Below are 21,566 nucleotides of genomic sequence, written 5' to 3' on the forward strand. Positions count from 1 at the left end.
TATGAGAAGGTTAAGTCTTTGAATTGGCATTTTGAATTAAATACCTGCTTTCAACTTGATATTGTCATCCATTGCAAATAATGTCATTGTCACCTTGATTCTTAAATCCGTTTATTTTTGTTTTACCAGCATACAACTAGCCACGTGAAAAATAAAAACATCTTAATCATACAACCAGCTTCTAGTGCCAACATGGACTGGACCCGGTCGCTGGCTGTTGGATTAGTGTTAGCCGTATTTATCTCATTCATCAATCTATTTTTAAAACCGTTTAAAACTGCAGAGAGTAGTACGATCTTCGTTTTGGGATATAGCGGGTGTTTCTTAGCTAGTTATGGTCTCGCCTACTTCTTTGAATACACCATTTTCAAGCACCTGAAACCCATTTGGGCGAATAGAACGGTGGCTTTCTTTATCACGCTGTTCCTATTGAGTGACCTCTCCATATATCTGTATGATTTAATGATCATCAAGGCACAACCACTTTCCTGGAATGATTTTATTCCGTTTACTTTTCGAGTAATGCTCCCCTTTGGGTTCATCGTATTACCCATGATTTACATTGGGCGGACTGCACGGATTGCTATTCGTCAAGGAGATGAAATAGATGCTACCAATGAAGTAATACTGAAAGGAGCTTCATCAGGTGAAGTTCTCCATACCACATCAGATAAAATCTTGTATGCAAGAGCAGAGGACAACTATTGCAATATTTTTTATCTAAATGCTCAAGGGGTTGTAAATCATAAGCTATTCCGAATCAAAATCTCAGATCTGGCAGATCAAATAGATTGCCTGACAAGATGCCACAGAACCTATGCCATTAACCTGGAGAATGCTGCACACATACAAGCCTCCAAAACCAAGGCATCTGTGCAAATCAAATGGATCAATGAAATAATCCCTGTTTCTAAATCTTATCTTCATGTAGTAAACAGGGCAGAATAACTCACCACAAAAAGGTTAGAACTCACCACAAACACCGTTTTATTATCAAGAATACATGATTCTCTTGAGTAGGTTAGTCATTCAACTAATAATACCCACTCATGAACGTCTATGCATTTATCATTCCCATTGTGGTTTTGCTTTTACTAGCAGAAATCATTGTAACCTGGAGATTACAAAATGGCAAGTATCCCTTTCAAGACACGGTCACCAACCTTGGTACTGGTATTGCTAACCAATGTGTGAATCTGGCTGTAGCTTTCTTTGTCTACAAATGGTACGGCTTCATTTACGACTTAACACCATTTAGCATAGAACTAACCTGGTGGTCAGGGATTCTTCTACTCCTACTTCAGGACTTTATCTTTTATTGGTTTCATCGATTGGGACATACGATCAATATCTTCTGGGCGGCACACATGCCACATCATTCATCAGAAGAGATGAATCTGTCTGTAGGTATTAGAGCTAGTTTTACCCAACGCTTGTTTCAATTCATGTTCTTCGATTGGGCCCTGGTCTTCATTGGCTATACACCAGAAGCGGTTTATTCCATAGCAGGTATTCATTTGCTCCTAGCCTATTGGCATCATACAGCTTACATCAAGAAGCTGGGTTGGTTTGAAAAGCTCTTTGTTACACCCTCACACCACCGTGTGCATCATGGAGTTAATCCTCAATACCTAGACAAAAATTTCTCCGAATTCTTAATCGTATGGGATAAGTGGTTTGGCTCCTTTGAACCGGAAGAAGAAGAAGTATGCTATGGCGTGACTCATCCTCCAAGGACCTGGAATCCAATTTCCATTAATTTTCAATTTTGGAAGCAATTATGGGATGATGCTGTTGCAGCACCTTACTTCTGGGATAAGATCAGAATATGGTTTATGCCACTTGGCTGGAGACCAAGAGGCCTAAAACCTTACGGAAAAGGTGGATACAATAAATCGCAGCAAGTGAAATTTCAAAGTAAGCCGATGATCAATGCTAACACCTATTTGATAGTCCAAGTTACACTTTCTATGATTGTACTTTTTATCACCGTGAACTTGCAATGGCCCATTATTGCGAATCATCGAATCCTTTTATCCATTGGAATTTTCTTAACGGTGATTAGCTGGGGAGGCATCTTAGAAGCTAAAAAATGGGCTGTTGCATTAGAGATCGTCAGAAGCCTTTTTGTAGGTGTAGCTTTAGTATTCGTTTTACACCAATCAGCATTATCTCATTACACCGGTTGGAGTACAATTGCCATCAGTTTAGCAGTAGCATTTAATGTATTTTTCAGTACTTTCTTATTGAGGAAGCCTATAGTTGAAGATGAAACCATTTCGGTCAAAACCGCAGCTTAGAATGCTTCACCAATGAAAAAATAATAACCAGGACCGTCTTCAGAAAAGGCTATATCAAAACGAGTGTAAATGTCTTTGTTAGGAAACAACAGAAATCTAGCACCTAGCCCACCAGCAATTTTGATGTGTTTGAAATCTAGATTCTGAAGACGGTTTCCAACGGTTCCCATCCCCAGAAAAGTTGCGGCTCCCCATCTTCGACTAAATGGAAATGGTAGAAATCGATATTCTGTCTGTGCGGCTAAAAGGGTTTTGTCACGATATCGTCCAGTATAATAGCCTCTCATCAGACTTTCGCCGCCCATCAAAGCAAGTTGATTGAAGGGCGCTTCTCTCACCACATCGGTGAAATAAACCTGTGAGGCTAATACTTGATTTTTGGCAGTCGTGAGATAATAACGAGCATCTAGAAAGTAGGAAGTAAATTCATAATCGCTCCACCAGGCATTATCATATCGAAGAAAACCTGTCTCGCCAAAAAAACCTTCCCGTACGTTCAAAACATTATGCCGGTTATCATATACCAACCCCAGGCCAAGTCCTAAATTTAAATATGGCATTGCTCCAGGTGGTTGGTGAAATGAATCTTCCGAAAACTGATTGATTTGAACATTGGCAAGACGCTGAAAATCAGTTTCTAACCCCAGGTATAAACTTCCCCACACCTTACGTAGCACTCGCTCACGAATGGCCAGACTACCCGCATCGATTTGTGCTAATTCTTCTCCGGTGATTTCAGGTCCAATACCATAATAAAACAGTGGAAATTGTTGCAAACGAACCTTTCCTAAAAAGAACCATTTACTCTGATCTCCATACAATGCATGATCCAGCCACAATCCATATTGTTGCTCAAGAGTAAGGAAAGTGAATAGATTCAATTCACTTAACCTGTTGGAAGTGTCCTGGTTCATATAATAAACATACAACGCACTTAATCCAAACTCCCATTTGGTCTCCGGAGCGTAGGCAATAGTTGGATATGCCATGAATTTTGGCTTTTCAGCATGCGTTGTATCATTGAACATATAGTTCCAAACGCGATCAACTATGCCTTGTCCATGAGATGTAAAGGGTCTTATAAGCAGACCTAGCACCAGGTAAAGTGCTAACCTTTTACAAAAATCTGATTTCAACATACCTTCTACTTCTGAAAGAATAAGTATTCAATGACATTAAATGTTTTGACTACCAGGCTATGCAAGTTACCAGCTAAAAGGTTATCGATGGAAAAGTATCTACCAGAAGTCAATCAAAAATACGTATTGAGAGTTAAGATTGTATTCATCAATTATTAGAGAAGATTTTATACTCGCGCTTATGAGCATTTTCAACATTATCACCACACTTATTATCATATCTGCCATTTTTGCATTCATCAACACTAAATTTTTAAAGCTTCCTTTTACTATTGGGTTGATGATAATTGCCATTGTCTTTACACTGTTGGTTACGATTTTAGGACACATCAATCAGTTCATTCTTAATGAAGCAAAGGAGTTTGTTCAGGCCATTGATTTTGAAACAGCTCTGTTGGATATCATGCTAAGTTTCTTACTTTTTGCAGGTGCTCTTCATACTAATCTAGATGCCTTAAAAACACATAAAGGCCCCATAGCTATGTTTGCTACTGTAGGTGTGTTGATTTCAACCTTTCTGATTGGTACGGGTATTTTTTATGTTTTCATTTTGTTCAATTATCCTATTGACTACATCTATTGTTTGTTATTTGGAGCACTAATCTCTCCAACTGATCCGATCGCTGTTTTGGGGATTCTAAAAGAAGCCAACGCACCTAAAAAATTAGAAACCAAGATAGTAGGAGAATCACTGTTCAACGATGGAGTTGGTGTGGTTCTGTTCATCGTTCTGTTTAAAATTGCTGAACAAGGGTTGGGTAATATGAGTGCAGGTGATGTAGGCTGGCTTTTCCTATTGGAAGTAGCTGGTGGTATTCTACTTGGGTTGGTATCTGGGTGGATTGTTTTTCAATTGACCAAAGTCATTGACAACTATGAAACTGAAGTGATCATTACATTAGCTCTGGTCATGGGAATTTCGGCCTTGGCTCAATACCTGCATGTTTCAGGACCTCTGGCTGTGGTAGTTGCAGGCCTATTACTTGGTAACACGGCTCCTACAACTGCCTGGTCTAGCAATACAATTAGTTATGTTGATAAGTTTTGGGAATTAATTGATGTGTTGCTCAACGCCATTTTATTTGTCCTAATCGGATTGGAACTTATTGTAATTGCACTGGATGGTCAATACTTACTTTTTGGTCTTTTAGCGATTCCTTTTGTGCTAATAGCTCGTTACTTAGCACTATCTGGCCCCATTCAATTGTTCAAACGGAAGCTGGAGTTCATTCCACAAACAAATTTAGTCATGACATGGGGTGGAATTAGAGGTGGAATCTCTATTGCTCTGGCACTCTCTCTACAGCCTCAGATGGAACGAGAATTGTTCTTAACAATTACTTATGTAGTGGTGGTATTTTCCATCATTACACAGGGGTTAACTATAGGTCCACTGGTCAAAAGAGTGTTGAAAATCGAGCAAAACTCTAATCCATCATGATGAACCGACACTCCTAGTCTAATGTAACATTTAAAAGTTTATAAATGATCGTTGTTTCTACAGAGTAGAATGGTTGCTATCAATAAGGCAATACCCAAACATCTTCTCCATAGGAAGAGAAGTTACCAATAGCAGCATCTGCTTGCTCTTTTGAAGCAAAATCACCTAAGGAGACTCTGAAGAAGATATGTTTATCCGTTTCATGACGGATGATTTTAACCAAATTGCCTTCTTTAGCGGTTTTATTGGCGAAATCCAAAGCAAGATCTTCATCGATACTACTTGAAACAATAACGTAATAACGACCTGTGCGAGCATTAATTCTCTCCACAATTGCTGCTGCTCTACGTGCTTCTCGCTCTGCTATCTCAGCCAATTTTTGATTAACGATAACTAACTGATCCTTTGGATGTTGTCTATCAGAGAATATACCAGAAGCTTCAGTATATTTATCATATGCAGTTTGCCAATCCTCTTGTGCAAAGGCATCATCACCATCTTTGATTAGCTGCTCATAGTTCGCATTATCCCTTTCGAGCTTTTCTGCCGCCTTTTTAGCAGCTGCTTCTTTAGCTAATTGTTCTTGTTTGGCTTTTTCCTTTGCTTCCTGTTCTGGTAGATAAATAAAACCATACCAACCAGCCACAATTCCAACAATTACTATGACTACAGCCAGGCTTATTCCAACAATTTTACCAGTGTTATTAGGACTCTCACTCATTAGGTTAGCTATTAATAAAAATTAAAGGTAACTAAATGGTGAGAGTTTGCATCAAATTAGTCCTAAAAGCTTTCTCAAATTGATAAGACCTACATCTGTAAAGTCATTAGTCCTCCGGGTTTAAATTCCAGGATAAGCTGAACTTACCCAGGACATTAGCATTTTCAGGATCATATTTTAACTCAATTGGAAAATATAAGTCCTCTGTCAATCTAGGTGTCAGGCTAAAATTCAACGTAAACTGAGTTTCATCTTCATCTTCATGCAATCCTTTGATGATTGATTGATACCCTACTCCTAATTTCAATTCTAATTTTGAATCATTTTCCTCGTCTTTCCACAATACCTTACCAAAATTCCCATCAACTTTCCACAGCCTTCTTTCATCAAAACTATCTTCTGCAATTACAGTGTCATTGGAGAAAATATAGGCCGCTTTCAACTCCAGGTTTGCAGGTGATTTTTTCACTTTGTTAGGATTAAGCCCCTGAAGAAAAGAAACTTCCAAGCTCATATCATTCAAATTCCCACTTTCAAAGCTTGGCAGTACAGCTGCCGTTAATAATGCTCTTCTGCTGAAACGTTCTTTTTCATAATCCCATTCCTTTTGAACGTATTCATTGAAATTTCCAAGATTAATAGAATCTAAACGCGTTTGTAAAAATTCATAGATTGGATCACTTTTAAATAATTCAATTTGAGATTTCCATTCTGCATTAAATAGTCCTTGAAACTCCTCATCAAAATCAGAAAGCTCTACACTTTCACCATCTTGATATTTTTTCATCAGTATTTTAAACGAATCTTCATCTCTTTTTGAATACCTTGAAACAGCATTTACCATTGCCCGACTCACCATTCTGATCAAGTTAGACGTTGTTTTTCTTAAAGAGCCTTCAGTCATGTCTGTATTATTGATCAATGCTACTTTGACTCCTGGGGCAAAAGATTCGATCTTATTTTGATCACCAAGACCTAAACTCATCGTTAGCTGTACTCGTCTTAGAAATGCGTTAGAGTTTTCTAGATAATTGGTATCTACCTTAACATTTGGATTGACTAGTGCCTTCAGGCCGAAAAGCGACGCATCTAAAGTGTACTTGCCATCCTCCTTACCGAGATAACCGGACTCCGCAGCCACTTTGTATATTCTTGTGAAACTTTCCCGACTCATAAAAGATTTGGACGGAGCCACATCATTTTCTTGCCCTAACGCAGTTAATGAAACCGTAAGGAGCAGTATTATTTGGATAACTTTTCTCATGATACTTCTAATAAAAAAGGGATCGTTTTTGGAGACTTGAAAGTATGTGATGCTAATGAGGTATCGTCCTGATGAAAGGAAATTTCAATAGTTCCTCCATCCGGAGGAATGGCTCCAACCATAATAAAATGATCACCAGAGGATAAGGGTAAATTTGCAGTACATGATGAAGTGAGATGAATGTCCGGTATCCCAGCCATGGTCAATATGACCTCTCCTGCTCCACCTTTAATTGTTACAATTACTTGAATATTTGCCATGATAGTTTGGTTTTATAGTGGATCAAAGTTGCAAGAACTAATTACCATTCTCCATACCCCTAAATAGGTAATCGCAATCTAATACTTAGAAATTCACTTGATGCAACCAAAGAATTATATTCCTATTACTTTCGCGAGCAAAACAAATATTCTCAATGAGTGACATTCGCTTAATGAAACCTGGACACAATGGACAACTGATCAATGAATATGGGATAAGTGAAACGCCCCCTCCTGATTGGGCTTTTTTAAAAGCTGGAGATTCGGCGGTTACCAGAAAAGTAACTGCAGCCGGGCCAATTTGGCGTGTTCAAATCAAAAAAGGAAGACGACTTCATTCATTGGGAATATGGGCTCCACAATCGAATATCAGTCAAGCCAAGGTAGATGTTGAGGCTATGCGAGCAGACCCAAGCTACGCCAAAAAACAAGCTAGTGCAGCCAAGTCCCGAGCGAAGAAACAGGAAAACTACATGGCTGAATTTCAGCTGGAAGTAGCTAAATACTTGAATTTCCACACTAGCTATTCAGATTTGCAATCTAAAATGGCTCAATTGGTCACGGAACATGCCATTCCTATTGGAAGTGGTACGGTAGCTCGGACCAATATGATTCCCGTTGAAGAGCGTGCCGGCAAAGCTGTGATTGCATGGATGAGACACAAAACCACCAACTACGACAATCTGAAAATAGCTCGTATAAAAGGCGAAAGACGTAAAGTCAGAAAACAGCTAGCACAAAGATCATTGGCTATTTTGAAACAATACCGAAGCGGACAACCAGTAGCTTTGGATTGTCCACTTTGGAAAGCTCTCAAAGATGAATAAATTGGTCATAAAGCCTACAGTTTCCATATCAACCAACTTGCTCTGTTAAACTTTCCACTTCTTTGATCAGTTGAAACAGATTTGAATCAGTAGCATAGACAATTCCCTGAGTATTCATAAAAGTGCTCGATGAATCATTTAGATGAAGTTCATCACCTTGAGTATTAGTGACATGCATGCCTAACTCCTCAAAGAATAATCTTGTGGCGGCATAGTCCCAAATACTTCCGCATCCATTTCTTTTCTTTGGAAATTTAAAATAGCAGCCGTTTCCAGACGTAATAACGCCAATAGCATTTCGAACACCTCCAAACTCTGCATGAATGACTACTTCATGCGTATTAAAGTATTGCATCATTTGATTTACAACCTGTTGATAGTATGGTTCAGACTGAAAGCTTCTATCCATGTACCAATGAAGTGTAGTTTGATCTGCTGCTCCAACTAGCTCCATTCGTTCTTCATTGAGACTAACACCAGCTCCTTTGATGCTGCTATAACATTGATTCAAATCTGGAATATAAACCACTCCGATGACCGGAAAACCTTCATGAGCAACTAAAGCAATAGACACCGCATAACCTGTACGCCTTACGGTAAAAGGCAAGGTGCCATCCATTGGGTCGACACACCAGAAATAGTCTTTCTCAAGTCGTGAATTATCATCAGCAGACTCCTCTGTCAATAGTCCCAAATCATAGGTTTGAATGGATGACATAAGGTGGTTAAGAATGATTTCCTGTGCTTTGAAATCCACCTCAGTTACCACTTGCGAAGCAAATGAATCTCCACCAACTTTTCCTTGAGTCTCATATTCTTGATCAAATTGAGATTGAATGTACGTGCCTGCTTCAAGAGCAGCGACTTTAGCTCTTTCACATAGCTTGGTTAGTTGCTCATTCGTCAGTTTCATCTCAATTCCTTAATCACCTGATTTGCAATGCGTTCACTATAACCGTGCATCTTCCAATGTCCTGGACTCCAGCCATCCAAAAACCGATAAAAGTCTGCCCAGGCGTAATTATACAACTCGCTCCACTCCTGCTTAACTTCTTTAAAGTCAATGGATTTATCCAACGACAATTCAAGTTGACTGAAGTAATGATTCAACAGTTCCTCTTCATATCGCTCACAGTCATCGTCCTCAAAGCAGCTACTAATGCAGTAAGCTACATCTTTCATTCCGCAGCCACGGCCTACGTATTGAAAATCCACCGCTGCAACCTGACCATTAGCATGGAAACAGAAATTGGCCAGTTTGGCATCTCCATGGACGATGGTTTGATACCAGGCATTATTCAAGTGAGTATCAATGGCTTTCGCGGATTGCTTTAAAGATTGATTTTCCATGCGTTCCCATTCATCCGGACGCGTGTCCAGATGCCAATACGTACCAATGGGCCAAAGACCTTCAGCACTAGCATTCATGAACTGTCCATGGAAATGTGCCAACCAACTCAAGCAAGCTTTGGTATGAGAGAGTTTGACAGAACCCGGAGACAACCGGATATCAAACCCGGAAGCATTAAGATCCTCCATGATTAGCCATATTTCACCTTCTTGCTCCACCGATTGATGCACCTGAGGCGTTCTGCAATAAGCAGTAGTTTGTCTGGCAAGACCATCGTACCAGTTACGCTCCACTTCATAGCTCTTAAGCTTCCGCTGATGCGAAATGTCGGTATTCCATCCCCGCGGATGATGCTGTGGTTTGGGGAGCTTGATATGCTTGACAATGATACTCATTGTGTTGCTACCGTTGATCCAATACCTTCTAATCTCTCCATACCCACTCCACAGCGTCTGCACCGATTGGCTGCTGACTATGGATCCACCAGTTATGACTACTATTTCATGCTCCAGATTCATTGCCTTCAAAACTGAAGGTTTTTAAAGTTGGGTGCAAATCCATGGATTGATTTAATAGTAAGATGGGCTGATCAAGTCTGGAATAGGCTGTCAAAAGTAACGGTCACGTCCTGAAATAGGTTGACATCTACACTGGAAAAATTATAATTGACATTGGATAAACTGGGTCTGACAGAGAACAAATGAGGTGGTACAATGAAAACAGAATGTGCTTCACAGAGCAAATTACCCTTGACTTTGAAAAAAGGGCACTTGACATGAAAAGATTGATTTGAAAACCCTTTGATCACGTCATGGAACATTGTTTTTAAAGGCAGATTCCGTTAGTTTGGAGGAAACAATTGAAAATATCCTTGTTGCAACTTTAATGGGTCTGGATATTGAAAATTGGCTTGATTTGGAATGATGCAGTACTCATAAAGTGCAATGCTTTTATGAAATTGTTGCACTTCATCATCTGGAAGCTGATTAAGTTTTTATTTATGGAATTCATATTTTATTTTGGATATAACTTAAGATTATATTTCGGATGGATACAGGTGAATTAATATTTTGGCTTACGTCAACTCTAGCTGCAGCAATAATTTCAGTGGTTATTGCATATGTATTTTCGAATGCAATAAAAGACTTGTTTGCTCCATGGATTGTTAAGTTCAGTAGATCAGGAGGTAAAGGAATTAACGGAAGATGGATAGCTACATTTGATTACGGAGATACAGAATTAACAGAAGAAATCGAAATAAGCACCTTCTTAGGAACAGTTTACGGTAGGGTAACCGCAACTCCAGAAAAGTCTCAGAAACCTCAAAAAGTTCTTAGGTTGAGAGGTGAGATCGCGGACAATCACTATTTTACAGGAATCTGGTATCATCCAATCAAGACTAATAGACATCATGGAGCATTTCAACTATTAATCGACTTGAACGATAAAGAACTGGATGGACAATGGCTTGGATTTAGCAAATCTCAAGGTCGAATAAGAAATGGAGAGTGGAATTGGGTGAGATGAAAGCGAAGCACAACAATCGCTAGCTAATCGTCAGCGGTAATATTTGAATCATGGAAAACATATCATATCAGGATTGGGGGGAGGTATCTGAAAAATACCTTGAAATTCAAAAAACTGCTTTTAACAAAAGGCTTGCGAATGAATCAGAAGCACAGACAAGATTTGATGTAATTGATCGAATAATCAGAGAAATTCTACAATGGAACCACGGACAGATTAGTGTTGAAGAATTTAATAAAGGAGAAAAGGCAGGTTTTATTGATTACAAACTCATTTCAGCAGACTACACATTAATTATCGAAGCAAAAAAAAATGGTGTATCCTTTCCCTCTCCAACAAAATCCAAAAAGCTAAAGTTAACTGGACCTGTACTCGGAACAGGTGCAATAACCGAAGCACTTAAACAAGCTGAGGAATATGCTAATGATAAAAAGGCTGACATTGTTATTGCTACTAATGGAAGTTGCTGGTGCTTTTATCCTCTAAACAATCAAGATAGAAACGAGATTTATGCAACCATATTATTTCCATTTGATGATGCAAAAGATGCTGAATTACTATTTGATTTTTTTGCGTGTCACAATGTGGAAAATGATAGTCTGTTAGAACTAACTTCAGAAAAACCATTCGCCCATGAAAACAGAATACTAGAGACGGTTCAGGATGCAGATGCCAGAATAGACAGAAACAATATCGCAGACTTGATCGCTCCTGCCTTGGATAATGCTCTATATTCTGAAACCTTATTAAAAGATTCCGAAAAGCTTGAGAGATGTTTTGTCACAACTGAAGGTCGAACCAAGTTTGATTCAATTTTGAATATGCACCTAGCGGATTCTAAGCCCATTACTGTGCAACCTGCCAAACGAATTAAAAAAAGCAAAGATTCAGGAGGAATAGAAGAAGTAATCAAACAATCAAAAAGCTACAAATCGAGTCCAGTAACGTTAGTGATAGGTCCTGTAGGAGCCGGTAAAACCACCTATTTGAAGCACTTTGAGCTAGTCAAGGGGAAAAAATTAATTTCAAAGGAAAAATCTCATTGGGTTTATATTGATTTCGAGGAAATGGGAAAAGAAGGTAACCCTCGAAAGTTCTTATATGATAAGTTGAATTCATATCTATTGGAAGAGCATCCTGAAAACCCAACAGATTACAATTCAGTAATTGAACCAGCATATGAGACTGAGATCAATGCACTTGCAAGAGGACCTTACGCAAAAATATTTACAGACAAGGCTAAGTTCAATGAAAAAATAAGTGAGCTAATTCACAAGGACTTTACAGAAAGAGAACCGTATGTCAATAAAGTATTTAAATACATAGGTTCAGCAAACCTTTGTGTAATTGTATTGGATAATGTGGATTTATACGAGGACGATGAACTTGAGACGTCAGTGTTTTCAGAAGCAGTGGCCATCTCTAAAAAAATCGGATGCAATATACTTGTCTCGATCAGAGATACAACTTTTGTAAAACATAGAAATGACTCAATTTTTAATGCTTTTGAGCTAAAAAAATTGTGGCTAGACCCACCCCCTTTCAAAGATGTTTTGTCCAAGCGATTATCATACTCAAGGCATATTTTGACCAACAAAAAAGCCAAGCTCGAATTACCAAATTCAGCTACTCTTATGATTCCTGATTTAGGGATATTTTTTGATATAGTTCAAAGTAGTATTTTGAATCCACAAAATGGTAAATTCTTGGAGTCGCTAAGCGACAGAAACATTCGGAAAGGGATAACTTTAGTAAGAAATTTTCTTACTTCAGGGCACATTCAAGCTGACAAGGGAATTAAGAATTATATAAATGGAGATGCAAGCTTCAAATTTCCTTATCATGAGCTTTTTAAAGGTGCAATGCTTGGACAATGGAAACATTTTAAAGAAGAGCGATCTGAGGCAATCAATATTTACGATGCAAGATTTGGATCTAGAAATTTATTACTCTTAAGATTATTCCTTCTTAAATACCTCCATTTAAAAGCTCTAGACGAAAAAACTGTAGAAGTGGAGAGTATGGAGCTAATTGAAAAATTCTCGAGTCAAGGAGCCTCTGAAAATGCTATTATTAAGGCTTTATCTGAATTGAATAAAGCTGGATTAATTAATAGCAAGGACTCAACCAAAATAAATAGTAATTCTATTGTTTACATCACGGCTTCTGGTGGATACTATGTTGTCTTTCTATCAAAAAGGTTTGTCTATTTAGAATCAATTCTTCACGACACAGCCATTTTTAATTCTGAGACTTGGGCCGAATTAGTTGAGTTGTCACAGCAGATTGAGCAGGAACATGACATTCCTAAACGTCTAGAACTACGAATTGAAAGAATAAATATCTTTTTGGATTATCTGTTAGATATTGAAAAAGATAATTTGAGTATGCTTGATAACTCTGGTTTTTTGAAGCACATTGAAAGTACAACAGCAACAGTTGACGAACAAATGAGTCGTGGACTAAAAAACGCACAAAGACGATATAATTAAATACCGCTAATCGAGTAGACGTCCGTGAGCGATAATGCCCACGATGCACCTCTGGGACTCCAGCCCTAAAAAAACGCCTTCACCAATTCCTCTTCGGAGATGTTGTTAAAGTATTCGTGGCTTTTCACGTCTTTTAGCGTTTGAAGAATCACTTCTTCACGGTGCTCCTTCCCTATTAGTGCTTCTATGACCGGATCTATCTCTCGATTCACAAAATAGTCTCCTAAGATCTCTAAGGCTGTAATCACGCCCTTCTCCACATTCATGTGAACTTCCACGTGACCACCAGCCGTCTTCACTCCATTTTTCAGTCCATAGTTAGGCGACTGACCAAAGTTCCACTCCCAGGTGCCGTATTTCTCATCTGCTAGTTGCTGTATGGCTACTATATCTGCTTCAGTGATGGTGTAAGGTTTGGCATCTGGATACATGTTGACCACATGGTCCATGACTTTCTGCCGAAACTGATCCACACCCATGTCTTCCTTCAGGTGAGAGGAAATGTTCGTCACCCTGCTTCGAACAGACTTTCTAGCCTTGTCTACAAACTTGAGCGGATTGACATTGAGCGCATCTGAGATGTCTTTAATTTCTGATGCGTACAACAACGTTCCGTGGTGCAGCACTCTTTTGTTCTTGTGAAAGATATGCTCAGCATTTCCGGAGAACTTCTGATCGCCAATGAGGATATCATTTCTACCAGAAAAATGAGCCTCTACGCCTAATGATGCGAGTACATCGATGATTGGCTGGTTGTATTTACGAAAGTTGATGACAGCCGTATCTTCATAGCCCATGATGAAGGTATAATTGATGTTGCCCAGGTCATGAAAGACTGCACCACCACCTGTCAGTCGTCGAACCACTTTAATACCTCGCTCACGCACATTGTCTACATTGATCTCCGCCAGAGTGTTTTGGTGTTTCCCTACAATGATTGCATTGTCATTACGCCACAGCATAAAGATGTTTTCCCCAAACTCTCTAAGGAAATACTCCTCGGCAGCCTGATTGAAATAGGGTTCCTGACTTGAGTTATCAATGCACAACATGGTTCAAACTTTTTGGCTAAAGTAAGCAATAACGATTAACAGCTACTTCCCTAAACCAAGTCATCTATCAATAATGGATTTACCAGGAGTTCTTGTTTACAACTAACATATTAAATAACCAGAGTACAACTTACTTTAAACGGAATACATCATTCTCAAAGCCTTTCAACTCGAGAATGTTACATATTCCTACTTTTAGATTAAAGTCTAAACCTGGACACCTTTTCTTGTAGTTCGTCAGCAATAGATGATACCTGCTCGCTCTTATCCTGATAGTTTTGCATTCCAGCGGAAAGTTCAGCAGATGAACTTGCGGTCTGTTCCGTGCCGGCAGCTGTCTCTTCAGAGATCACCACCACTCCACTGATAATGTTCACCACATTGCTAATGTCTTCTGTTTGCTTTTTAGTAGCCAGAGCAATGCTTTCAGACTTATCCAATGTCTCTTGATAGTACTTATAGATCTCCTGGAAGGTCGTCAAGCTTTGACTTGTGGTCTGTTCACCCAACTTAATGGAAGAACTCATATCGCCAATAAGAGTTGCTGTTTCAGACGTGTCATTTTGTACCGCAGAGATGAGCTCTTCGATTTCTGCTGTTGACTTTTTAGAACTCTCCGCTAGTTTCCTAATTTCTTCGGCTACTACTGCAAATCCTCGTCCGCTTTCTCCTGCTTGTGCAGCTTCTATGGCCGCATTCAAGGCGAGCAAATTGGTTTGTGACGCAATTTCCTTGATGATTCTTAGCACAGATGAGATTTCTTTGGACCGATTGGTTAAACTTGAAACCGCTTCATTGGTTCGCTTGGAGGAAGCCAAAATGTGCTTCATGGTTTTATCCATATCCTGAGCCAGATCCATTCCAGATCGGCTCTTTTCAGCTCCTTGCTTGGCTGTTTCCTGAATAGCATCTGCCTGCTGACCCATATTAGTCGATGACGCCAATACTCCTTCTATCAAACTGGATGACTCATCTATTTTACGAACCTGCTCATGTGCTCCATTGCTCATCTCTCCTATAGCAGACGCAATCTCTCCTGTACTTAATTTCATTTGCTCACCGCTATTGAGCATTTCTGACGAAGACTCTTTCAGATACCGGGCGCGCTCCGCTATTTCACTCAAAAGATTGGATAGGTTCACAATTGCCTTATTAAGATTGTCCGTGAGCTTCTGAATGTCTCCTCTGGCAGTTCCATGATACCTACCAGTCAGGTCTCCATCGGCTAGCTTATTGACCACCTCATTGATCGCTGTAAAAGGCTTTGCCACAGATTCGAACAAATGATTGATGGACTCTCCCAACGATTTCCACTCACCTTTTTTATTCGAAAGATCAATTCTTGCTGAGAAATTGCCGGATTCCACAGCTTCTTTGACCACTTCATTGGTTTCTTTAATGGCATTTTGCAACAAATCGCTTTGTTCACGCAGCGCGTCGTTTTGGTGTTTTACTTTGTCCGTAGCTTCAGCCACCTTGCGTTCCAATCGCTGTTGGTTTTCTCTAGCCTGTGCAGTTCTCCATCTCATATAGGCTACTACTCCACCAACCAACAGTGCTAACACCAAAAGCCGGAAGGTCCAGGTGTTCCAGAATGGAGGAATAACTTCTATTACAACAGTTCTGTCCTCAACAGCCCAAACACCGTCTACATTGGCAGCATTAACCCGGAATGTATACTCTCCCCCTGGCAAATTACTATAGGGTGCAAAATTTCTAGCTGCATTCGTGTAGGTCCAGTCTTCATCATAGCCCTCCAGCATGTATCGATACTGATTAGCATCAGGTTGTGCATAATGCAGTCCTACAAAGTCTATCGTAAAGGACTTTTGATGTCTGTTAAACGCTAATTCTTTAGCTGTGCTGATAGACTCACTGAGAATGGTGTTTCCGTTCTTCGACTCACCAATCTGCACGGATCTATTAAACACTTTTAAATCCGTTAATGCAACATATGGAGGAATGTCATTATTCTTTATTTCAGAAGGGTCAAAAATGTTGAATCCATTTATTCCACCAAACATCAATTCACCGTTTGCGGATTGATAGTGGGCATTGTAATTGAATTGTTTCGACTGTAATCCATCGTGTTTGGTATAAACCCGAAACTTGATATTTGTACGATCAGAAGTCAGGGCATTGCTTAGCTTAATCAAGCCTTCTTCAGTACTGATCCATATCTGATGATTCTGATCTTCTTTGATACCATACACTTCATTCAATGGAGCGTTTTCTACATTTAACGCCTCAAAGAAATCCTCCTTTATATGATAAATCACAATTCCGGTTTCTCCACCTATCCATAGTTCACCATTGCTGGCTTCCATGAGGGTATAGACATCTCCTAAAAGTGAGTCTTCTTGAATTTCCGTGAAATCTCCAGAGTTGTAGTCATAAGCATAAATAGCTTCCTGTCCGCCTATCCAAAGCTTATCGTTGCTACCTTCTATGATTCCATAATAAGGCTTTATAGCTGTATGTTCGAACACACTGGAACCATTTCTGAGAATATCCAAATAGCCAACACCATTGAGCACCCACAAGTCAGAATTTCGATCTAATAACAATCCATAAATCTTATCTGTAGAGATGCTTCCCGGATCATTATCATCATGCATGTATGTGCTAAACCTTCCTGTACGGCGATTGTAAAAGTTGAGTCCTCCCTGGTTGGTTCCTACCCAAATATTACCCTCTCGATCACTGGAAAGACTTTTTACGTCATTATAACTCAATGATCCCCGATCATTTGGGTTGTTGAAATAAGCCGTAAAGCGACCTGAATTTCGATCCAATCGATTCAATCCATTGTCTGTACCTACCCATAAATTGTTTTGATTGTCTTCACAAAAAGCATAGACATTGGGTGAGGAAAGGAAATAACTATTATCCGCTTTGGAACTGTAATGAATGAATGGTTTACGCTGCAGATTTGTGAAGTTCACACCACCAGCAAATGTGCCTATCCAAAGAGTACCCGTAGAATCAATATAGCTGCACTGAATGGAGTTTTGACTTAAAGTAGAGAATGGATGCTCTGAACTGGCATACATAAAAAACTGGCCGTTATTACGGTTTCTCATGTAAACTCCGCCACGAGTACCTACAAAGAAATTACCCTCAAAATCCTCAAAAATAGCTCGAACTCTGGTGGAATAATCATCATTAGCATCTGGTATAATTCTGGTAAAATCCCTGGTCGCTGGATTGTATCGATTAAGGCCATTGTTCATGGTTCCAAACCAAACATTTCCTGTTCGATCCTCATACATCCGCTCTATCTGGTTGCCACTCAAGGACCTTGAATTGCGAGGCTCATTCTTAAAGGTAAAGATTTCACCAGATTTCTGATTGTAATAACACAAATACTTCTTGTAAATGGCTATCCAAAGGTTATTGTTCCGATCCACCAAAATTCTTGAAATTTGTCCCTCAGGTAGGCTTCCAGAATCATCATTTTGAGGAAACTGATAAAACTCTTTTGATTGGAGATTATACCTAAATAATCCTTTGGTACTGGCAATCCATAGATTGGATGACTGATCTTCTTTAATAGCATCTACTCTGCCAATTCCGCCAGAGAGGCTGTCATGGTCAAAAGTAATGAATTGCTCTTTCGGCAGGTCGAAATAATCCAAACCACCGTTACCTCCTACCCAAAGCGTCCCTTCACTATCTGAGAAAATTGCACGAATATCATTGTCAGAGATTGTCCCTGGTTTCGAAGGATCATGTTTATAATTGACAATATTCCTACCATCAAATCGATCCAAACCATTGTAGGTACCAAACCAAATAAAACCTCGATTATCTTGATGAATAGCGCTGATACGGTTGTTGGACAAGCCATCATCAACGGTTTTTTGCTTAAAATTGTACTGGTGCTGAACGATGTGTTGCTGAGCACATATCTCACAGGATAAACCTACCAGCAATCCCACGCACAGGGCGATGTACCTGATCTTCATCTCTACTCATCTTTAGGTTATAAAAAGGGGTAATACAAATGTATCACGATGCGAAGACCAAATTCATTTTATTACTGACTTTCTATGCTCATTAACTCATCGATAATTCCCGTTCATTTATTTCAATAGTAGGATCAGTTCTTTTCAACCCATGCAATGATGCTATTATTCATTTGAGTATAAATGATCATTTGCCAATCGCTAGTCTCCTTAATGACGACTACCGATTCATTTTCTATGGCTCTTATTTGATTTCCTTTCCTCATTTCGCCAGTACAAGTGTCGGGTGTGTCTGTGTCGTCTATAGCCGGAGTAGTTCGTAGGATTCCTGTAAAAGTTTTCGTGATAAAAGTCTGATTGAGATCTTGAACTTGGGTTTGATGGTGGTAGCTAAACAAATGCTCTTCTACTCTATTTCTGGAACCGATTTTAACCTCAAACAATAACTGAATATCAATGCAGCCGATATAACCACTGTACATGTAAACAGTAGTTTCTTCAGCATTTTCGATGAAAACAGGAGACCCAGGACCCGCCCATATTTCATGAAAATTTTTACCATCATTAGCAAAAATGAACGTCGCGTTATGCAGCCTTCTTTCCTCAATGATCACATCTTTTAACCCATCATGATTGAAGTCTATCAAGTGAACTTTGGCAGAATCAAAGAAGAAAATACCTGTATCTCCATTTTTGGTAAAGAACTTGAAATCCTTAAACTCGGAGTAGCCAGTACTGTCAAATTGCAATGTCAATTCTGGAGCTTTTAGAATTATATCCACCCTGGCCAGGTGGTCTTTCATTTGTACATCTTGTGCATGCAATTGATTACACATATTGAAGCCACAGATTATCAATAAAAACGTTCGTATTTTCATTACTTACTGATGCTCAATGTATTCCTGCCCATTGTATTTCAATACTGACGTTTCAGTAAAATTGGTGTCTTCGGCATTACATTCACCATTTTCATCTTCTATACTTTTCGAGACATTAATCTTGTTTTTCACCGTGATATCAAAGAGCCCATCCGTTTGATTTTCTGACATGATGAACACTTTTTTGGAGGCGGTAAATACCCCTTCACAACTGCCATCCCACTCTCCTCTGGATTCCACAGCTGTATAAGCATTCAGGAGTCTCTTTAGATGATCGCCGAAATTGACAAACAGAGAAATGCTTTCCTTGTCATAAGGATTAACCCGTGACATTCCATGAAATGACACTCTAACTCCAAAGGCTCTATGACCTGGTGTGACCATGTAAGGCGCAGTATCTATGTCAATTGATGTTAGTCCTATAGCGTCCGATACCCAGCCATTGTATTCATGACTTTCTGAGAATCGCTGTAAGATTTTGCCACTTATTTCATCAACTATCACTACATGACTGTTTAGCGTAAAGTACTCTGTCGCTTCCTCTACAATCTCTGGAATGACCAGTATGTATTGATCCATGTTTTCTGGCTTTGCAGAATAGACCATCAGGTCCGATTTGACCTGAAGCATGTCCAGATTCAGCTCATCTAATGCGGACAAAATCAAGGTGTAATTCTGAAAAACCTCACTGAGCACCTGAGAATCTCCTTTTTCAATTTTGCCATCGTAATTGATCTTGTAATCCGTTTGTCTGATTTCCTTTTTTTCTGTCCAATAAATATCGTGGTAGGTAATCTTGTCTTCACTGATCCTGGAGGCTGATTGTGTCATGCCGGTTGAAATCTCATCATAAGCCACCAGCACATGATCTATTACATTTCCCTCCATATCATAATTGATCAGAGTTGATAACATCTCATAATTCTCCAATTTGTAGACCACAATCACGGTGAAGTAATTGGAAGAAAGGTCTAGTCTGTAGGATGTCATTGCTTCATATCTGGATCCTTCCGGTTCGAAATCAGGATACACTTCTGTCATTTTAAGGGCTTGATGATTGATTCCTTTTACATCAGCTTCATCAATGAATTGATCAAAATTGGAATGCTCAATCCATGGCAATGTCCTCATTTGAAGGTTGTTAATCACTTCATGAAAGTCTTGATCCTGGTCGATTGTTTTTACAGCGGCTTCTGCAAGATCAGCAGTTATCACAACTTCTGTTTCTTCTTCCAATATTTCAATCGCTCCTTGTTGCGGTTGCTTTTGACTACACGAAATCAACAAGGCAATAATTAACAGATGAATAATTTTCATGATTGGTTAAATAAGGTCGAAAGTTTTTTCCAAAAGATAATGGGTGCTTCCTACAACAATTGTCAAAATAATAATTGTGAGTATACGGGAGGCAATAATCTGTTTTCTGATGTTTGATGAGCGCCTCAGGAGCATGAAATCCACCAATATGAAAAGAATGGCGATAATACCTCCCACAATCAATCCTACTTTAATCAGAGCAACTTTGTAAATGATATCAAACCAAAAGTCAATTCCTTCAGATCCAGCAGTGTTTGGACCTAGAACTACGAACATATGGACAAATCCCATGATCACTGAAAGGCAAATCCAAATGGCGTAACTCCCCACATTTTTAATCCATTCTGCCATTGACAATAGTTTAAATATTAAAGGTCTATATAAATCACCTGGAAGTATATTGATCATAAAGGAAGATTTACAGACCATGATAATTGAGAAATGTCGTCAAAAATTCTTCCTTCTTCCTGGAAGATACAGGAATTTCCGTACCATTAACCAAGTGTATCGTTCCAGATTTATCCACCTTATCGATGAACCTTAAGTTAACCATAAAAGATTGGTGTGGTCTGGTAAAATAAGAAACTTCCAGCCTTTCCTCGTAGGACTTAAGTGGTTTGGATACCATGTAACTTTTCCCAGTAGCTAAATGAAATCTGGTGTAGCCTCCATCAGACTCACAATATAGAAGCTCCTGCAAATCAACCACTTGATAGCTGTCAGTTAAAGACAAGACCAGGTTCCTTCTGAGGTTATTGCTAGTCCCATTGTTCGTAAATTCGGCAGCTGGCTCAATACTCCTTAGGTTCAAGTTGACAGCATTCGAATCCTTTTTATTCTTGTTAGAAACAACCACCATCGTTGGTGACATGGATCTCCCTATTCCTAGTGTCTTTTCCACATTCTTCTATTAGCGATAAACCGTCTATTGTCAGCTGATTACTTCATCGTAAATCAGTTCATGTACTTATAGCTACGAACCTATATAACACTAGTCATTCCAGACAGAAACACTAGGGTGACAAATGG

At 39.2% G+C, this 21,566-nt stretch carries 18 protein-coding genes; 6 read left to right on the top strand and 12 right to left on the bottom strand.

Annotated elements, in window-relative coordinates; translation table 11 throughout:
• Positions 1-144 precede the first annotated feature (144 nt).
• Together NXS00_RS01505 and NXS00_RS01510 are read left to right on the top strand one after the other, a co-directional pair.
• Positions 145-948: a LytTR family DNA-binding domain-containing protein gene (locus NXS00_RS01505; RefSeq protein WP_258097341.1), complete on the top strand. Its 804-nt coding sequence runs from the start codon at positions 145-147 to the stop codon at positions 946-948.
• A gap of 101 nt (positions 949-1,049) precedes the next feature.
• Positions 1,050-2,300 (top strand): sterol desaturase family protein, encoded by a 1,251-nt coding sequence (locus NXS00_RS01510; RefSeq protein ID WP_258097342.1) that lies wholly within the window; start codon positions 1,050-1,052, stop codon positions 2,298-2,300.
• Here the strand turns inward: NXS00_RS01510 and NXS00_RS01515 are convergent.
• Positions 2,297-3,439 (bottom strand): BamA/TamA family outer membrane protein, encoded by a 1,143-nt coding sequence (locus NXS00_RS01515; protein ID WP_258097343.1) that lies wholly within the window; start codon positions 3,437-3,439, stop codon positions 2,297-2,299. The genes NXS00_RS01510 and NXS00_RS01515 overlap by 4 nt on opposite strands.
• Before the next feature lie 181 nt (positions 3,440-3,620).
• On the opposite strand from NXS00_RS01515, the gene NXS00_RS01520 reads away from it, so the two are divergent.
• Positions 3,621-4,880 carry a cation:proton antiporter gene (locus tag NXS00_RS01520; RefSeq protein ID WP_258097344.1) on the top strand — a complete coding sequence of 420 codons (1,260 nt, stop codon included), beginning with the start codon at positions 3,621-3,623 and terminating at the stop codon, positions 4,878-4,880.
• Positions 4,881-4,959: 79 nt separating this feature from the next.
• Here the strand turns inward: NXS00_RS01520 and NXS00_RS01525 are convergent, their stop codons facing one another.
• The 3 genes from NXS00_RS01525 to NXS00_RS01535 form a co-directional block, all read right to left on the bottom strand.
• Positions 4,960-5,601: an SPOR domain-containing protein gene (locus NXS00_RS01525; RefSeq protein WP_258097345.1), complete on the bottom strand. Its 642-nt coding sequence runs from the start codon at positions 5,599-5,601 to the stop codon at positions 4,960-4,962.
• Between the two features lie 106 nt (positions 5,602-5,707).
• Positions 5,708-6,865, bottom strand: coding sequence for a hypothetical protein (locus tag NXS00_RS01530; protein WP_258097346.1), 1,158 nt, complete (start codon positions 6,863-6,865; stop codon positions 5,708-5,710).
• The gene (locus NXS00_RS01535; RefSeq protein ID WP_258097347.1) at positions 6,862-7,125 is read right to left on the bottom strand and encodes a hypothetical protein; all 264 of its coding nucleotides are present in this window, start codon (positions 7,123-7,125) and stop codon (positions 6,862-6,864) included. The genes NXS00_RS01530 and NXS00_RS01535 overlap by 4 nt, the downstream gene beginning before the upstream one ends.
• A gap of 155 nt (positions 7,126-7,280) precedes the next feature.
• Here NXS00_RS01535 and NXS00_RS01540 point away from each other — a divergent pair, with 155 nt between their 5' ends.
• Positions 7,281-7,952 (top strand): DUF2293 domain-containing protein, encoded by a 672-nt coding sequence (locus tag NXS00_RS01540; RefSeq protein ID WP_258097348.1) that lies wholly within the window; start codon positions 7,281-7,283, stop codon positions 7,950-7,952.
• Between the two features lie 28 nt (positions 7,953-7,980).
• Here the strand turns inward: NXS00_RS01540 and NXS00_RS01545 are convergent, their stop codons facing one another.
• Both NXS00_RS01545 and NXS00_RS01550 read right to left on the bottom strand, forming a co-directional pair.
• Positions 7,981-8,865, bottom strand: a complete 885-nt coding sequence (locus NXS00_RS01545) for a 3'(2'),5'-bisphosphate nucleotidase CysQ family protein (RefSeq protein WP_258097349.1) — start codon at positions 8,863-8,865, stop codon at positions 7,981-7,983.
• Positions 8,862-9,821: a phosphotransferase gene (locus NXS00_RS01550; RefSeq protein WP_258098435.1), complete on the bottom strand. Its 960-nt coding sequence runs from the start codon at positions 9,819-9,821 to the stop codon at positions 8,862-8,864. Before NXS00_RS01550 ends, NXS00_RS01545 begins: the two co-directional genes overlap by 4 nt.
• Positions 9,822-10,350: 529 nt before the next feature.
• Here NXS00_RS01550 and NXS00_RS01555 point away from each other — a divergent pair.
• The gene (locus NXS00_RS01555; RefSeq protein WP_258097350.1) at positions 10,351-10,830 is read left to right on the top strand and encodes a hypothetical protein; all 480 of its coding nucleotides are present in this window, start codon (positions 10,351-10,353) and stop codon (positions 10,828-10,830) included.
• Between the two features lie 50 nt (positions 10,831-10,880).
• Complete coding sequence (locus tag NXS00_RS01560) at positions 10,881-13,322, top strand: hypothetical protein (protein ID WP_258097351.1); 2,442 nt, start codon at positions 10,881-10,883, stop codon at positions 13,320-13,322.
• A 65-nt stretch (positions 13,323-13,387) separates the two neighbouring features.
• Here NXS00_RS01560 and lplA read toward each other — a convergent pair whose 3' ends face one another.
• The 6 genes from lplA to NXS00_RS01590 all read right to left on the bottom strand — a co-directional run bounded on the left by lplA (position 13,388) and on the right by NXS00_RS01590 (position 21,438).
• The gene (gene lplA / locus NXS00_RS01565; RefSeq protein ID WP_258097352.1) at positions 13,388-14,374 is read right to left on the bottom strand and encodes a lipoate--protein ligase; all 987 of its coding nucleotides are present in this window, start codon (positions 14,372-14,374) and stop codon (positions 13,388-13,390) included.
• A gap of 200 nt (positions 14,375-14,574) precedes the next feature.
• Entirely contained in the window at positions 14,575-18,342 is a 3,768-nt protein-coding gene (locus tag NXS00_RS01570) for a two-component regulator propeller domain-containing protein (RefSeq protein ID WP_258097353.1), read from the bottom strand.
• Positions 18,343-18,476: 134 nt separating this feature from the next.
• A complete protein-coding gene (locus tag NXS00_RS01575; RefSeq protein ID WP_258097354.1) occupies positions 18,477-19,145 on the bottom strand; it encodes a hypothetical protein in 669 nt (222 codons plus the stop codon).
• A gap of 78 nt (positions 19,146-19,223) precedes the next feature.
• Entirely contained in the window at positions 19,224-20,537 is a 1,314-nt protein-coding gene (locus NXS00_RS01580) for a PA3715 family protein (protein ID WP_258097355.1), read from the bottom strand.
• A gap of 6 nt (positions 20,538-20,543) precedes the next feature.
• The gene (locus NXS00_RS01585) at positions 20,544-20,945 is read right to left on the bottom strand and encodes a hypothetical protein (protein WP_258097356.1); all 402 of its coding nucleotides are present in this window, start codon (positions 20,943-20,945) and stop codon (positions 20,544-20,546) included.
• A 10-nt stretch (positions 20,946-20,955) separates the two neighbouring features.
• Positions 20,956-21,438 (bottom strand): LytR/AlgR family response regulator transcription factor, encoded by a 483-nt coding sequence (locus NXS00_RS01590; protein ID WP_258097357.1) that lies wholly within the window; start codon positions 21,436-21,438, stop codon positions 20,956-20,958.
• Positions 21,439-21,566 lie beyond the last annotated feature (128 nt).

The organism is Marinoscillum pacificum, assembly GCF_024714495.1.
Classification (GTDB): Bacteria; Bacteroidota; Bacteroidia; order Cytophagales; family Cyclobacteriaceae; genus Marinoscillum; species Marinoscillum pacificum.

Bases quoted from the DNA above. Each gene is read 5' to 3' on its own strand.
- NXS00_RS01510 (WP_258097342.1), top strand. From the start codon at position 1,050: ATGAACGTCTATGCATTTATCATTCCCATTGTGGTTTTGCTTTTACTA.
- NXS00_RS01515 (WP_258097343.1), bottom strand. From the start codon at position 3,439: ATGTTGAAATCAGATTTTTGTAAAAGGTTAGCACTTTACCTGGTGCTA.
- NXS00_RS01520 (WP_258097344.1), top strand. From the start codon at position 3,621: ATGAGCATTTTCAACATTATCACCACACTTATTATCATATCTGCCATT.
- NXS00_RS01525 (WP_258097345.1), bottom strand. From the start codon at position 5,601: ATGAGTGAGAGTCCTAATAACACTGGTAAAATTGTTGGAATAAGCCTG.
- NXS00_RS01530 (WP_258097346.1), bottom strand. From the start codon at position 6,865: ATGAGAAAAGTTATCCAAATAATACTGCTCCTTACGGTTTCATTAACT.
- NXS00_RS01535 (WP_258097347.1), bottom strand. From the start codon at position 7,125: ATGGCAAATATTCAAGTAATTGTAACAATTAAAGGTGGAGCAGGAGAG.
- NXS00_RS01540 (WP_258097348.1), top strand. From the start codon at position 7,281: ATGAGTGACATTCGCTTAATGAAACCTGGACACAATGGACAACTGATC.
- NXS00_RS01545 (WP_258097349.1), bottom strand. From the start codon at position 8,865: ATGAAACTGACGAATGAGCAACTAACCAAGCTATGTGAAAGAGCTAAA.
- NXS00_RS01550 (WP_258098435.1), bottom strand. From the start codon at position 9,821: ATGAATCTGGAGCATGAAATAGTAGTCATAACTGGTGGATCCATAGTC.
- NXS00_RS01555 (WP_258097350.1), top strand. From the start codon at position 10,351: ATGGATACAGGTGAATTAATATTTTGGCTTACGTCAACTCTAGCTGCA.
- NXS00_RS01560 (WP_258097351.1), top strand. From the start codon at position 10,881: ATGGAAAACATATCATATCAGGATTGGGGGGAGGTATCTGAAAAATAC.
- lplA (WP_258097352.1), bottom strand. From the start codon at position 14,374: ATGTTGTGCATTGATAACTCAAGTCAGGAACCCTATTTCAATCAGGCT.
- NXS00_RS01570 (WP_258097353.1), bottom strand. From the start codon at position 18,342: ATGAAGATCAGGTACATCGCCCTGTGCGTGGGATTGCTGGTAGGTTTA.
- NXS00_RS01575 (WP_258097354.1), bottom strand. From the start codon at position 19,145: ATGAAAGACCACCTGGCCAGGGTGGATATAATTCTAAAAGCTCCAGAA.
- NXS00_RS01580 (WP_258097355.1), bottom strand. From the start codon at position 20,537: ATGAAAATTATTCATCTGTTAATTATTGCCTTGTTGATTTCGTGTAGT.
- NXS00_RS01585 (WP_258097356.1), bottom strand. From the start codon at position 20,945: ATGATCAATATACTTCCAGGTGATTTATATAGACCTTTAATATTTAAA.